Annotated in this window: 12 protein-coding genes; 5 read left to right on the top strand and 7 right to left on the bottom strand. The window is 45.4% G+C overall.

Going from position 1 to position 15,098, the window contains the following annotated elements; all coding sequences use genetic code 11:
- Window positions 1–139: 139 nt before the first annotated feature.
- Both ACGE0T_RS12085 and ACGE0T_RS12090 read right to left on the bottom strand, forming a co-directional pair.
- On the bottom strand, window positions 140–496 hold the full coding sequence (locus tag ACGE0T_RS12085) for a hypothetical protein (protein WP_459186893.1): 357 nt from the start codon (window positions 494–496) through the stop codon (window positions 140–142).
- A 58-nt stretch (window positions 497–554) separates the two neighbouring features.
- Window positions 555–1,451: a D-isomer specific 2-hydroxyacid dehydrogenase family protein gene (locus tag ACGE0T_RS12090; protein ID WP_459186894.1), complete on the bottom strand. Its 897-nt coding sequence runs from the start codon at window positions 1,449–1,451 to the stop codon at window positions 555–557.
- A gap of 141 nt (window positions 1,452–1,592) precedes the next feature.
- Here ACGE0T_RS12090 and ACGE0T_RS12095 point away from each other — a divergent pair, with 141 nt between their 5' ends.
- Window positions 1,593–3,893 carry an NADP-dependent malic enzyme gene (locus tag ACGE0T_RS12095; RefSeq protein ID WP_459186895.1) on the top strand — a complete coding sequence of 767 codons (2,301 nt, stop codon included), beginning with the start codon at window positions 1,593–1,595 and terminating at the stop codon, window positions 3,891–3,893.
- A 243-nt stretch (window positions 3,894–4,136) separates the two neighbouring features.
- Here the strand turns inward: ACGE0T_RS12095 and ACGE0T_RS12100 are convergent, their stop codons facing one another.
- From ACGE0T_RS12100 to ACGE0T_RS12115, 4 genes are all read right to left on the bottom strand, one after another.
- Window positions 4,137–5,327 (bottom strand): DUF418 domain-containing protein, encoded by a 1,191-nt coding sequence (locus ACGE0T_RS12100; protein ID WP_459186896.1) that lies wholly within the window; start codon window positions 5,325–5,327, stop codon window positions 4,137–4,139.
- Between the two features lie 343 nt (window positions 5,328–5,670).
- The gene (locus ACGE0T_RS12105; protein ID WP_459186897.1) at window positions 5,671–6,135 is read right to left on the bottom strand and encodes a DUF5024 domain-containing protein; all 465 of its coding nucleotides are present in this window, start codon (window positions 6,133–6,135) and stop codon (window positions 5,671–5,673) included.
- A 4-nt stretch (window positions 6,136–6,139) separates the two neighbouring features.
- The gene (locus ACGE0T_RS12110; protein ID WP_459186898.1) at window positions 6,140–6,709 is read right to left on the bottom strand and encodes a hypothetical protein; all 570 of its coding nucleotides are present in this window, start codon (window positions 6,707–6,709) and stop codon (window positions 6,140–6,142) included.
- 1 nt (window position 6,710) lies between these two features.
- Entirely contained in the window at window positions 6,711–7,202 is a 492-nt protein-coding gene (locus ACGE0T_RS12115) for an RNA polymerase sigma factor (RefSeq protein WP_459186899.1), read from the bottom strand.
- Between the two features lie 192 nt (window positions 7,203–7,394).
- Here ACGE0T_RS12115 and ACGE0T_RS12120 point away from each other — a divergent pair, with 192 nt between their 5' ends.
- Complete coding sequence (locus tag ACGE0T_RS12120; RefSeq protein ID WP_459186900.1) at window positions 7,395–8,753, top strand: MATE family efflux transporter; 1,359 nt, start codon at window positions 7,395–7,397, stop codon at window positions 8,751–8,753.
- A gap of 12 nt (window positions 8,754–8,765) precedes the next feature.
- Here ACGE0T_RS12120 and ACGE0T_RS12125 read toward each other — a convergent pair whose 3' ends face one another.
- Complete coding sequence (locus ACGE0T_RS12125) at window positions 8,766–9,167, bottom strand: FKBP-type peptidyl-prolyl cis-trans isomerase (RefSeq protein ID WP_459186901.1); 402 nt, start codon at window positions 9,165–9,167, stop codon at window positions 8,766–8,768.
- Between the two features lie 108 nt (window positions 9,168–9,275).
- Between ACGE0T_RS12125 and ACGE0T_RS12130 the strand changes: the two genes are divergently transcribed.
- From ACGE0T_RS12130 to ACGE0T_RS12140, 3 genes are read left to right on the top strand one after another with little or no spacing between them, the layout of a single operon-like run.
- A complete protein-coding gene (locus ACGE0T_RS12130; protein ID WP_459186902.1) occupies window positions 9,276–10,700 on the top strand; it encodes an efflux transporter outer membrane subunit in 1,425 nt (474 codons plus the stop codon).
- Between the two features lie 28 nt (window positions 10,701–10,728).
- A complete protein-coding gene (locus ACGE0T_RS12135) occupies window positions 10,729–11,850 on the top strand; it encodes an efflux RND transporter periplasmic adaptor subunit (protein WP_459186903.1) in 1,122 nt (373 codons plus the stop codon).
- An 8-nt stretch (window positions 11,851–11,858) separates the two neighbouring features.
- Window positions 11,859–14,996 carry an efflux RND transporter permease subunit gene (locus ACGE0T_RS12140; RefSeq protein ID WP_459186904.1) on the top strand — a complete coding sequence of 1,046 codons (3,138 nt, stop codon included), beginning with the start codon at window positions 11,859–11,861 and terminating at the stop codon, window positions 14,994–14,996.
- Window positions 14,997–15,098 lie beyond the last annotated feature (102 nt).

Raw genomic sequence — 15,098 nt, forward strand, 5'->3', positions numbered from 1 at the left:
ATTGAATATAGGTAACTATATAAGGTATAAAGCAGACAAGCCTAAGAGCCTTCACAGACTTTTACAGCAGCGTGTACAATCATACCTCTCCCATAATCTGCGACACCGCAAACTATGAGATAAATTCATTTCTGGTTATTTATGAAAAAACAGGAGGGGCGCGAAGGGATAGTTTCCCCAATATGGGGAGAAGGTATTCCGGAGAGACCGGATAGCTTAATATATTGAAAATCTTTTGAGCATAGAAATGCAATTGCAACGGATGAACAGCCCCGTCTTCCACCTGAACAGTCGTCAGGAAATGGAATAACTGTATTTCAGAGAGGGAAGAGTGATGATGGCATGTGCCATCGGACGTTTTTTTAAACGGATGCGAATGGACAATAGTCGTACCATGCTCTATATGAGCATGCATAAACATCGAAATGCTGCTGTAGTACACAATAAAGCATACCGGCAACAGCCATTTCATATATTTTACCATTGTCTGTTTCATCGAGCCCCGATCACAATTGAGGGGACGAAGATACAACAAATCACTGAAACATGCAATGTTAGAGCTGTAAGAATGATTCTATATTCGCAATCACTTTCTCAGACAAACGCTGCATACACTGTACGGAATGTCCTGATACTTTCGGTGTATACAATACATTATCAAACATAGTAAGTGCCTCGGCATGATTCCCAATCCCTACCCCGTCACAGAGATAAAAATTATGAGTATGACCACTCAGCCATCGTTGCAAGTCCGGCAAACGGAATGTCGGACCTACGGATGTATTAACCAGAATTTTCCGGTTACCAAAACGACGGAATTCTTCCGCACCCAAAATAAACGTATTTCTTGGCAGACAAGTACACAGGATGTCTACATGCTCCAATAACTCATGCAACGGATAATAGGCAAAGCCATCCTCTTCAGCTTCCGGTTTCCGGTTGCGTCCATAATAAGAAACTTCGGCACCCAGAAAACGGAGTGCATCGGCAATCATCTTTCCCGTACGTCCCAAACCGATAATGCCAATCTTTTGCCCGGTCAGTTCATACACTTCATGTTTCCATTGTTTGCCGCCAAAGCCATGAAGCAAACGTACCAGTTCACTGATGACATACTCCACAACCCCTTCATCGCCATAATCGCGAATACCCAATACAGTTATCCCGTGTTCCCGGGCAGCAGCAATATCCACGTTAGCACTTTCTTCGCTATACAAAGAACAACACATTCCTATATACCTGATATTCGGGCATGCCTCTATTACATTGCGGCGGATTTGTGTATTATAAGAAACCAATACACAATCGGCATTACCGATACGGTTGATTTTTTCTTCGTCTGTCTGAGGTATATCTTTATAAAATACAACATCTGTAGCAAAGGAAGACAGACGTACGGATGCGTCACGGTTCAATCCCGTAGGATCAATAACTACGATTTTCTCAAACATATCACAATTATTTATAATTATTCGAACAAATAAAGGATTTATTTACATCTAAATGTAAGCAAACAGCACCACATATCTAATAATTTGTTACTTTTGTGGTCGGTTTTTATAAACTAACACATAGCAATAAAATATAATACTATGGCAAAGATAACAAAAGAAGAAGCACTCCGGTATCATGCCGAAGGCAAACCCGGGAAAATTGAAGTAATTCCCACAAAACCCTACAGTACACAAACAGACTTATCATTGGCTTATTCTCCCGGCGTGGCTGAACCATGTCTTGAAATCGAGAAAAATCCACTGGATGCATACAAATATACATCAAAAGGTAATCTGGTAGCTGTTATTTCAAACGGTACCGCTGTATTAGGACTGGGAGATATAGGTCCGATGGCAGGAAAACCGGTAATGGAAGGCAAGGGTCTTCTGTTTAAAATATTCGCAGGCATCGATGTTTTCGATATCGAAGTAAACGAAAAGGATCCGGAGAAATTTATCCAGACCGTAAAAGCAATCGCACCGACATTCGGTGGTATCAACCTGGAAGATATTAAAGCTCCGGAATGTTTCGAAATTGAAACACGCCTGAAAGAAGAACTGGACATTCCGGTAATGCACGACGACCAGCACGGTACGGCTATTATCTCTGCCGCAGGTCTGCTGAATGCATTGGAACTGACCGGTAAGAAAATTGAAGAAGTGAAGATTGTGGTAAACGGCGCAGGAGCCGCCTCCATCTCATGTACGAAATTATATGTGATGCTGGGAGCACGCAAAGAAAATATTGTTATGTGCGACAGTAAAGGTGTTATCTCCAATAAACGTACGAACCTGAATGCTTCCAAAAAAGAATTTGCTACAGACCGTGATATTACTACGCTGGAAGAAGCTGTTGCCGGATGTGACGTATTCCTCGGGCTTTCCGTTGCAAACGTACTGACAAAAGAAATGGTTCGTTCGATGAACGAAAACCCGATCGTATTTGCTCTTGCTAATCCGAACCCGGAAATCTCGTATGCAGACGCAATGGATTCGCGCGACGATATTATTTTCGCAACTGGACGCTCTGACTATCCGAACCAGATTAACAATGTATTAGGTTTCCCCTATATCTTCCGCGGTGCTTTGGATGTACATGCAAAAGCTATCAACGAAGAAATGAAACTGGCAGCCGTTCATGCTATCGCCGACCTTGCCAAAGAGCCGGTTCCCGATGTTGTTAATGCAGCCTATAAGCTGAAACGCACTTCCTTTGGACGCGATTATATCCTTCCGAAACCGCTTGACCCGCGTTTGCTGACTCGTGTTTCCGTTGCTGTTGCCAAAGCGGCTATCGAATCGGGCGTTTCCCGCAAAACAATCACAGATTGGGACAGTTATGCGAACCACCTGCGTGAAATGATGGGGTATGATAATAAGATGCTTCGTTCTTTCACCGATATGGCAAAAGCAAATCCTAAACGTGTGGTATTTGCCGAAGCGAACCATGTTAATATGCTGAAAGCGGCTGTCGAGGCTAAAGCTGAAGGTATCTGTAATCCTATCCTGTTGGGTAACGAAGAACGTTTGCAGAAACTGGCAGCCGAAGAGAACCTGAGTCTTGAAGGTATCGAAATTGTCAACTTACGTCACGACCGTGAAGAAGAACGCCGTAACCGTTATGCACGCATCCTCTCTGAAAAGAAAGCACGCGAAGGGGTTACTTTCTCGGAAGCTCGCGAAAAGATGGTAGGACGCAATGCTTTTGGTATGATGATGGTTGCAACCGGGGATGCAGACGCATTCGTTACCGGTGTATACAGCCGTTATTCGGAAGTAACGAAGCTGGCTGAAGAAATCATCGGTATCCGTCCGTCATACAAGCATTTCGGCGCTATGAATATTATTACCTGCAAGAAGGGTACTTATTTTATGGCCGACACCTTAATCAACCGTCATCCTTCTACTGAAGTATTGATTGACATTGCCCGCCTGACAAATGATGCAGTGAAATTCTTTGCTCATGAGCCGGTTATGGCGATGTTGTCTTACTCAAACTTCGGTTCCGATAAACAAGGTAGCCCGTTGAAAGTCCACGAAGCGATCGACTATCTGCACAAGAACTATCCTGAAATCCTGATCGACGGTGAAATGCAGGTCAACTTTGCTTTTGATAAGAAATTACGCGACGAAATGTATCCGTTCAACAAGCTGAAAGGAAAAGATGTAAATGCACTTGTATTCCCGAACCTGAGCTCGGCTAACAGTGCTTACAAATTACTTGATGCGCTGGGAATAACAGAAACAATCGGCCCGATCCAGATGGGATTGAACAAGCCTATCCATTTCACAGATGTGGAAAGCTCTACACGCGATATTGTAAATCTGACTACGGTTGCGGTGGTGGATGCGATTGTACAGGAACAGATTGAAAATACTTTTCTCTTGAAAGAAAAGTAATCAAAAGTTCAAGGCTCCATCCGGTGAGCTACTCCGCATCCTTCGTTCGCTGTCGCAGCGGAACTCGCTTCGCTCAAACAACCGCTGCTCCGGACGCTTACTACGGATGCTCCGCTTTACGCTCACCGGATGAGGCCGGAAATAGCAAAGCGATGCTTTGCCTTAGGATTGCCGACACTGACAGTTATAATAGAAATAGCTCCTTTTTACTGTCGGTATCGGTTCTTTTTTATATTTATGAAATTATTTATATCTGTTCTTGTTTCCAATCCAAGTTCCTTTCTTCCACAGATATTCCAAAGGACCTTGTTTGTGACGTGCCAGCCAGTAATAGCTAAATAACAACAAAAGGGTAAAGATGAATAGTCCAATAAATATAGAGGCAGTGGCACCGGTAACACGGTACAATGCCAGACCAAAGCCATAGTAAATGAATCCTCCTATTATGGATTGTGAGATATAGTTGGTTAAACTCATACGGCCAAAGGGGATAATAAAATTTTGCCATTTATATCCGTCTTCCTTCTTAAACCAAAACAGAGTGAAAGCAGAAACCAGAATAAGCATGAAAGCAAAATTGCAAAGGGAAGAGATAGCAATTTTATATGGAATCAATATAGACGGATTCGTTATATGAGCGGGAACAATAGTTCGAAGCAGATATAAAGGGATGAAAGAGATAATGCCTATCCCTAAAATTTGTTTCCAAAAACGAACCGTATCCGGACTTTTGATGAAACATCCTCTACGCCCCAACAGCATGCCAAACATAAACAGGGCTGCTGTCTGGAATAACCGTCCGTTTTCCACCTGCCAGAAATTACTGTATAACTGGCCGTTCCAGATATTACTACGCAATACTTCCCAGAACGTCCCGTTTTTAGTAGCCTCTTCTGCCAGAGCGCCGTAAATCGAGTTGTTGTTTCCGGCTACAACATATTCCGGATTAATCACCGCATACAACATTCTACCCCATTCGAAAGGTTGAAATAACAAACATAATGCAATCCAGAAAACAACTTTATCTTTTAACTTGCTCACCGGAATAAGGGCAAAACCGACAACTGCATAAAGTAGCAAAATATCGCCGTCGTAAAACAACGCATGAAGCTGGGAGAACATGAACAACAATACCAACCGCCACGCAAAACGTCCCCTGAAATCTATCCCTTTCTGCTCTGCATGGTGAAACTGAATAAAAAAGCTAAAACCGAAAAGTAAAGAAAATGTAGCATACGCTTTTCCACCGAAAAGAAAGAAAAAACTATCCCACATACATTTATCCACAGCCTGCAACCAGACAGGCACAGATTCGGGAATATAAAAGATATTGTAATGCTCCAGATTGTGTAGTAATACAATCGCCAACAAGGCAAAACCACGGAGGGCATCCACAACGTTTAGACGCTGGGATTGCTGAATACTCTGCATCATTTTAAGTCTTATGAATTTGTTTGTTATTTGTTCCTTCTTTTCAAAATCGTTTTGCCAAACAACGGCTAAGAACGAGAATATCAACACGAAAACACAAATATAAATAAAAAACCGATACTAACAGCAAAAACTATCAGTATCGGCAATCCTAAAAGGAAGCAGAGCTTCCTATAGTACGGCCTCAGCGGTCAGGCGTTAAGCGCAGGTGAAAGACAAAGCGTCCGGAGCAGCGGCTGTTTGAGCGAAGCGAGTTCCGCTGCGACAGCGTAGTCTTTCGCCGGAGTAGCCTGACCGCTGCAGCCTTGACTTTTTGCCTACTTTTGGGTCAAGCCAAAAGTAGGTATCACCCTCCTTGTTGACTGTAGTTGAACCGTTCCACCTTCGTTATCCGTATATCCCCCTTTTCCTTATAGTGGGGAGAATTTTTAGGAAATACACTTTTCACCTCTTCCACCGTATAAGTAATATCCGTATCCCCCGCTCCACTAAACCGGTACAGTGAAGGCGTTACTTTGCCATTTATTTTCTCTTCCATCACCCTGTAGGCGACCTCCCTGTCCTTCTTAAAAGCATCCAGGAAATCATTCAACAATTTCGCATTCTCCTGTCGATAAAATGTAACGGAAACTACATTCTTTTCCGGTTTCTTTGTCTTCGGATCTTTGTTGTAAATAATCTCCACACTGACGTTGTCAAGCGATTCGCATTTCTTCATCAGAGCATTCAGATGTTCTTGAGCCACCAGTTCGCCTGCCGATGCTCCGGCAATAAGCAAAGCCATCGATAAAATAATCTTCTTTGTCTTCATATATCTATTTATTATTAAGATGTTCTTCCAACCGGGTAATCCGTCTCTCCAATTGTTCGGATTCATTCTCTATACGCTCTATATTCTCCATCGTTTCGCGGTGTTGCCGAACCGGACGAAGCGCCTGGTGTTCCTTTTCATACTGGCGTTTCTCCGAATCGCGGATTACCTTATCCAGTTCACGCGCCACCTCTTCGGGTATCTCCGTCTTCACGCCGTTTCGTATGATATAGCTGCCGGCATACGGATTAAAATCCTCCTCCCGGCCACCATCACCTTTATTCAATAATAAGAATAACAACAAAGAAGCAGCCACAGCGATACCTATCCATAACCACTTTTTCATAAAAGGGACTTTCAGAGAAGGTTTGGGAACAGGTATATCTTCTTTCACCTCATCTGCTATTCCCGTTTCAAAATATTCAAATAGAGGTTTATAAGACTTCAAATGTTCCGGCAAATCCGGGCGAGCAAAGAAAGCATATAGTTCCCGTTCTTCTGCATTGGAAGTTTCTCCTTCAAAGAAACGTTCCAGCAAATTCTCGATATAAGTATATTCGTCTGATTGCATCATGTTACATTTTTAAAAATAATTCTTTTACTTTTTTACGTGCCCGTGAAAGATTTACGCGGACCGCTTCCGGTGAACTGCCTGTCAGTTCTGCAATTTCTTTTATCTCGAAACCCTCCACATGCTTCATGCGGAGTATGGTTTGTTGAAGCCCCGGCAATTGTTCCATAATATGCAAAACTCGGCTAACACTGTCTTTCTGTTCCAGCTCGGTATACGGGTTACAGCCTGTAGCCTCCATTTTCGAGTCGAGAAGTTCTTCCTGCCTGTATTGAAACGCCCGGATACGATTCAGGCACAAGTGTTTCGTAATCTGTACGGCAAGCGCCTCAATACTATCATAGCGTTCCAGTTCTTCACGGATATACCATAATTTAAGGAACACTTCCTGTACGATATCCTCCACATCCTGTGGGTCGTCCAGCAAGCGGCGGGCACACCCTACCAACTTTCCCCGTAATGGTACTACTTCTATTTTAAACTGTTCTTGTTCCATATCTATTCTAAAGACACGCGACCGAAACAAACGTAACATGAATTTCCGAAAAAAACACAGAACTATTGATTTTATTCCTCACATCGCTATTCACAAACATATCTTATTTATACAAGTGTGATATATTTACACTCATAGAATACATTCGCAACACATTTTCCATATCTTTGCATCAAATTTGGTTATTACTTTATGGCTACTACTAAAGAAATGACGGAGGGCGCCGCCTTACCGCTTATCTTCAACTTCACTATCCCATTATTACTTGGTAATATACTTCAGCAGACTTACTCACTTGTCGACGCTGCTATTGTTGGAAAATTTCTGGGAATCCATTCGCTTGCTTCAGTTGGAGCGAGTACATCCGTTGTGTTTCTTATTCTGGGTTTTTGCAACGGTTGTTGTTGTGGATTCGGTATTCCGGTAGCACAGAAATTCGGAGCCAGGGATTACAAAACGATGCGACGGTATGTGGCAGTCAGTTTACAACTTGCTACAGTAATGTCCGTATTGATTGCCATTATCACCAGTATATATTGTGATGACATTCTGAGAATGATGCAAACCCCGGAAAACATTTTTGAAGGGGCCTACTACTATCTGTTGGTTACTTTTATCGGAGTGCCTTGTACTTTCTTCTATAATCTTCTATCCTGTATCATACGTGCATTAGGAGACAGTAAAACCCCTTTCTGGTTTTTGCTTTTCTCTACGGTATTGAACATCGTGCTCGATTTGTTCTGTATTCTTGTTTTAGGCTGGGGCGTATTGGGTGCAGCCATTGCAACGGTTATTTCACAAGGGGTATCGGCTTTATTATGTTACTTCTATATGTACCGCCACTTCGCCATACTGAAAGGTACTGCCAACGATAAAAAATTCCGGCCGCAACTGGCACGCACATTATTATATATCGGGGTACCGATGGGATTGCAATTCTCCATTACAGCTATCGGCAGTATCATGTTGCAAAGCGCAAACAATGCATTGGGAACAGCTTGCGTAGCTGCCTTTACCGCTGCTGTACGTATTAAAATGTTCTTCCTCTGTGCTTTTGAAAGTATCGGTATTGCAATGGCAACCTACAGCGGACAGAATTTCGGAGCGGGAAAACCGGAGCGCATCTGGCTGGGAATAAAAGCAAGCGTTTTAATGATGATGGTCTATGCCGTATTTACCTTTATCGTATTGAGATTCGGTTCTGAGAAATTATCATTAATGTTCGTAGACGCTTCGGAAACGGAAATCCTGAAAAATACCGTCTTGTTCCTGAATGTCGCCTCTATGTTTTTCCCGATATTAGGCCTACTCTGCATCCTGCGTTATACGATACAGGGGGCCGGCTTTACCAATCTGGCCATGCTTTCAGGCGTATCCGAAATGATAGCCCGTACGTTAGTCAGTATCTATGCCGTACCGGTATTCGGCTTCATGGCAGTTTGCTACGGTGACCCGACCGCCTGGATAGCAGCCGACCTGTTTTTAGTTCCGGCATTTATCTATGTATACCGGAAACTAAAAAAGAAAGTAACAGCCCCCTCTCTGTCCTAACAAGGACGGTTATCAGGCAATACTAAGCAATTCCACTTCAAATACTAAAGTAGAAAAGCCGGGAATGGGTCCGGAAGAGCGACTTCCATACCCTAAGGTATAAGGGATGTAAATCAACCAACGGTCGCCAACATGCATCTGACAAAGGGCTTGTTGCCAGCCTTCTATCACCTGGTTCAGGCGGAATGCTTCGGGGCAGCCTCGCTTCCAGGAGTTATCAAATTCACGTCCGTTAATCAAGGTTCCACGGTAATGAACTGAAACTACACTACTCAATTCCAGGGAGACCGTACCGCTTCCCTTCAAAAGTTCTTTGTATAATACTCCACAAGGTAGTTTCACGACACCCTCCTGCAAAGCTGTCTCTTCTATAAACTGCAGGTTCTTTTCTTTATATTCTTCTTTCTTCGCCATATGACCGGTATCTTTTTTTGCCGTCAAAGATAAAGACATTCCGGACAGACATCAACAAATCTCTGACCATAACTGTTCTTTATGCGCTAAATCTAAACAAAAACAGTTATGCATAGACGTATATGGTGTTATGCTATGCTCTGCCTGTTCCTTACCTTAAGGCTTTCCGCACAGACAGAACATACGTATTTGGAACATGCCTTGCCGGATACATGGACAGAGGAAGGTGATAATTTCCAGCAGATACTGCCGGTAGACGACCAATGGTGGAAGAACTTTAACGACCCGGTACTGGATTCTTTAATCGACGTGGCTGTCAAACAAAACTATTCCGTGCAAATGGCGATAGACCGTATAGCCATGGCAAAAGCCAACCTGCGCATCCAACAAGGCAGCTACTCTCCTACACTGGGACTATCCGCCGGATGGACACGGCAGCAAAGCAGCGGGAATACAACCAGTATCCCTCAATCCATTACCCAATACAGTGATGCCAGCCTTTCCATGAACTGGGAGATAGACGTCTTCGGCAGTATCCGCAACCGTGTAAAGGCACAGAAAGAAAACTTCGCTGCCTCCAAGGAAGATTACAATGCCGTCATGGTATCACTCTGTGCACAGGTTGCCTCCGCCTACATTAATCTGAGAGAATTACAACAGGAAATGGAAGTAGTGGTAAAAAACTGTGCCTCACAACAGGCCGTAGTAAAAATCACGGAAAAGAGATACGAAACCGGCTTGGTTTCCAAACTCGACGTAGCACAAGCACTATCCGTCTATTACAGTACCAAATCCTCCATACCCATGCTCGAAGCTGAAATAATCAAATATACCAATGCCTTAGGTGTTCTGCTTGGCATTTACCCTTCGGACATCCGTCCCATTACCGAGCCGTCCAAACCATTACCTGAATATATGGAAATGGTCGGCATAGGCATTCCGGCCAACCTGTTACTCCGTCGTCCGGATATACGTGCCGCCGAAAGACAGGTGAATGCACAGGCTGCCTCTTTAGGCGCATCCAAATCAGACTGGTGGCCGAAGGTTTTCGTAAACGGGTCTATAGGATTTGCTTCGCACGACTTCGACAAAATGTTCAACCACAAAAGCCTGACATACGAGATAGCCCCATCCCTCACCTGGAACTTCTTCCAGGGAACCAAGCTGATACAAGCTACCCGGCTTGCCAAAGCCCAGTTGGATGAATCGATACGGCAATTCAACCAAGACGTATTGACTGCCGTGCAGGAAGTAGAGAATGCGATGAGCGCTTATAAGAACTCCATCAAGCAGATTGTAGCCCTGCGGGAAGTCGTGAACCAGGGAAAAGAGACCTTCAACCTCTCACTCGATCTCTACAAACAGGGATTGACCCCGTTCCAGAACGTGCTGGATGCCCAGCGCTCCCTGCTCACTTACGAGAACCAACTTACGGAAGCCAAAGGAAACTCCCTGCTGAGCCTTATCAAACTATACCAGGCGTTAGGCGGAGGATGGGCAAGTTACAATGGACAATTGACAGGTGACAATTGACAGTTAAGAACTAAAATAATAAAGACATATGGACAGGAAATTAATACAGACAGGAGTCGTGATGTTTACACTGTTGCTTCTGGCAGGCTGCAGTAAGAAGAAAGACAACCAAGAAGCGATGCAGGCACCAGCCATCAGCGTAGCGACTCCGGAGGTAAAGGATATTACGCTGACGAAAGACTATCCGGGATATCTAAGCTCGGATAAGACAGTCAATCTGGTGGCTCGTGTAAACGGTTACCTGCGTGCGTCCCACCTGAAAGCCGGAGCGAAAGTGAAACAGGGCGACCTGATATTCGTCATCGAACCGGATATTTACGAAGATAATGTAACACAGGCAGAAGCCGCACTCAAAACGTCACAAGCCCAACTCGCCTATGCCCGCAGCAATTACGAACGGATGACAGAAGCAGCAAAGAGCGGGGCTGTCAGCCAGATACAGGTATTGCAGGCACAATCGACCGTAGCAGAAATGGAAGCTTCCGTGCGCAATGCGACCGCTCAGTTAAATACGGCAAAGACAAACCTCGGTTACTGCTATATCCGCGCTCCATTCGACGGACGGATTACCAAGGCGAGTTATGATGTCGGAAACTATATCAACGGTTCCGTGCAACCTGTTACCCTTGCTACCTTATATAAGGATGACATGATGTACGTATACTTCAACATTGAAGATAATCAGCTTATGAAGATGATGATGGTCGCCGCCCAAAACGATTCCACAGTAAAGATGCCCAGTGACGTTATCGTCCGTCTCGGACACGAAAGCGGGCAAAGCTATATCGGAAAGCTCGATTATCTCTCCCCCAACATCGACCTTTCCACCGGAACCCTGACCGTACGTGCCAATCTCGACAATAAAGACGGAAAGTTGAAAAGCGGCCTGTATGTAACCATCACCCTTCCTTACAGCGAACAAAAAGACGCTCTGCTCGTACGCGACGCCTCCATCGGCACCGACCAGTTGGGGAAATTCCTCTATATCGTAAACGACTCCAACGTAGTAAAATACCGTCATATAGAACCCGGCCAACTGGTAGGCGACACCCTCCGGCAAGTTCTGGAAGGGATAAAGCCCGGCGAACGGTACGTCACCACCGCACTGCTGAAAGTCAGGGACGGAATGAGTATTAAGCCAATTAAATAAACGAAGCTATGGTAAAGTTCTTCATAAACAGACCTATATTCGCTACCGTCCTCGCACTTATCATGGTGGTAGCCGGATTAGTCACACTCCATATATTACCCATTGCCCAATATCCGGAAATCACACCGCCTACCGTCGAGGTATCTGCGGTCTACCCCGGAGCAAATGCGGAAACAGTTGCACAAACCGTAGGATTACCCATCGAACAACAAGTGAACGGTGTGGACGGAATGCTTTATATGAGTTCCAACTCCTCCAGTTCCGGAGCGTATTCATTGACTATCACTTTTGCCGTAGGTACCGACATCGACATGGCCACCGTTATGGTACAGAACCGTGTAAGCATTGCACAGGGAAGTCTGCCGGAAGCCGTTATCGTACAGGGTATCACAACGCGCAAACAGTCGTCCAACATTGTAATGATGCTCACACTTTCATCAGATAATCCGGTCTACGACGGTCTTTACCTCGGTAACTATGCCAGCCTGAATATGACAAACGAGCTGACCCGCCTTCCCGGAGTCGGGTCCGTCAGCGTGATGGGCGCCGGCAGCTACAGCATGCGTATCTGGCTCGACCCTTCCGCCATGCGTATTCGCAATCTGACACCAAATATGGTGTTTCAGGCTATCTCCACCCAGAATACACAGGTATCCGCCGGTTATGTAGGGCAACCTATCGCCAGCGCCGATAATCCATTTCAATACACTCTGACGGTAAAAGGCAGACTGACAACTCCCGAAGAATTTGGTAACATTATCCTTCGCACGGAGAAGGGCGGCAAGTTGCTCCGGCTGAAAGATGTGGCGCGTATCGAGCTGGGTAGCTCTTCTTACAACGTCACCTCCAACCTGAAAGGACAACAGACAGCAGCCATTGCCATCTACCAGCTTCCGGGTTCCAACTCGCTGGATGTAGCACAGGCCGTAAAAGAGAAAATGGCGCAATTAGGAGCGAACCTCCCCGATGGGGTAAAATATGAAGTCACTCTGGACACAACCGAAGTAATCAACGCCTCTATCGATGAAGTGCTGGTTACTTTCCTCGAAACTACCGCACTGGTTATTCTGGTTATCTTCCTCTTCCTCCAGAACTTCCGTGCCGTTATCATCCCATGTATCACCATCCCGGTTTCCCTGATAGGAACACTGGCTGTGATGTCGGCTTTGGGCTTCTCCATCAATACCCTGACCTTGTTCGGCTTAATCCTGGCCATTGCTATTGTGGTGGACGATGCCATCGTGGTGGTCGAAAACTCCTCGCGTCTGATGGATACGGGGAAATACACAGCACGGGAAGCTGTGACAGAGGCGATGAAGGAGATAACCGGACCCATCGTAGGCGTAGTCCTCGTGTTATTGGCAGTATTTATCCCGACTACCTTTATCAGTGGTATCTCCGGACAACTGTATAAACAGTTTGCATTGACTATCGCTTCAGCTACTGTACTGAGCGGTATCAACTCGCTGACACTGACACCCGCCCTATGCGCCCTGTTCCTGCAAACGAACAAGGGTTCCAACTTCTTTGTATTCAAAGCTTTCAACAAAGGGTTCGGAAAAACCCAGCAGATATACGACGACATCACCGGTAAGATGCTCAAGAAGCCGGTTCCCACCCTGATAGCATTCGGCATCATCACGGCTGCGGCAGTCCTGATGTTTATGCGTTGGCCGACTACCTTTATTCCCCAAGAAGACGACGGCTATTTCCTTGTATCCAGTCAATTGCCTCCGGCATCCAGCCTGAATCGGACGGAAGCGGTGAGCAAGCAAATCAACCGGATACTGGACAGCTATCCGGAGGTCAAGACCTATATCGGGATTAGCGGCTTCTCCATTATGGGCGGCGGGGAACTCTCTAATGCAGGAACTTATTTTGTCATCCTGAAAAACTGGAAGGAACGAAAAGGAAAAGAACACACGGCGCAGTCTGTTGTGAATCGTTTCAACCGCGAAGCATACGGCATCCAAGAAGCGCAGATATTCGCAATGGTTCCCCCTGCCATTCCGGGACTGGGAGCTTCCGGCGGCTTGCAACTGCAACTGGAAGACCGCAAGAACCTCGGACCTACGGAGATGCAACGTGCCATCGAAACGCTGGAAGCTTCCTTCCGCACAAAACCGCAGTTGCTCAGCCTCTCCTGTATGTACCAGGCGAATGTCCCGCAATACCTGTTGAACATCGACAGGGACAAGGTACAACTGCTCGGTCTGCAACTCAACGAGGTATTCTCTACCTTAAGTTACTATATGGGAGCAGCCTATGTAAACGACTTTGTAGAGTTCGGGCGTATCTACCAGGTGAAGATTGAAGCCGGCAGTCAGGCACAAAAAACGATTGACGACGTACTGCACCTGAGCATCGAAAACAGCGATGGCAAGATGGTTCCCTTCTCCGCCTTTACAGAAATTAAAGAGACATTGGGCCTGGACCAGATAAACCTCTATAATATGTATTCATCCGCATCCATCACCTGTATCCCCAATCCGGAATATAGCTCGGGCGAGGCGATACAGGCAATGGAAGAACTCATACAGGAACAACTGGGCGATAACTTCGGGTACGAATGGACCTCTGTGGCCTATCAGGAAACAAAGGCAGGCTCCACCACCTCGATTATCTTTATCATGGCATTGCTCGTTGCCTACCTGGTGCTGTCCGCCCAATATGAAAGCTGGACCAGTCCGCTGGCAGCCATCATGGGATTACCTATCGCCCTGTTGGGTGCATTATTGGGATGCTTCGTTATGGGAATACCGGTCAGTATCTATACACAAATCGGTATCATCCTGCTTATCGCCCTCTCAGCTAAGAACGGTATCCTGATAGTAGAGTTCGCACGCGACTATCACAAAGCCGGCAATCCGATACGCGACTCGGCACTGGAAGCAGGGCACGTCCGTTTGCGTCCGATTCTGATGACATCCTTTGCATTCGTCTTGGGTGTGATGCCCTTGTTGTTTGCTACCGGAGCAGGAGCCGAAAGCCGTATTTCGCTCGGTGCAGCCGTAGTGTTCGGGATGGCGGTAAACACGGTATTCGCTACTATGTTTATACCCAGCTTCTATGAGCTGTTACAGTTGTTCCAGGAGAAAGTTTTAGACAGGAAACATAAACCCGGTCTATCTGATCATCAAAATTAACTATTTGATAGTCATTATATAATATTCTATTTTTGTGATATAATTATAAACAAAAAACGTATTAAATCAGTTAATTATATAGGGAATATCTGAACTAATACA

It is taken from the genome of Parabacteroides sp. APC149_11_2_Y6 (assembly GCF_054506995.1).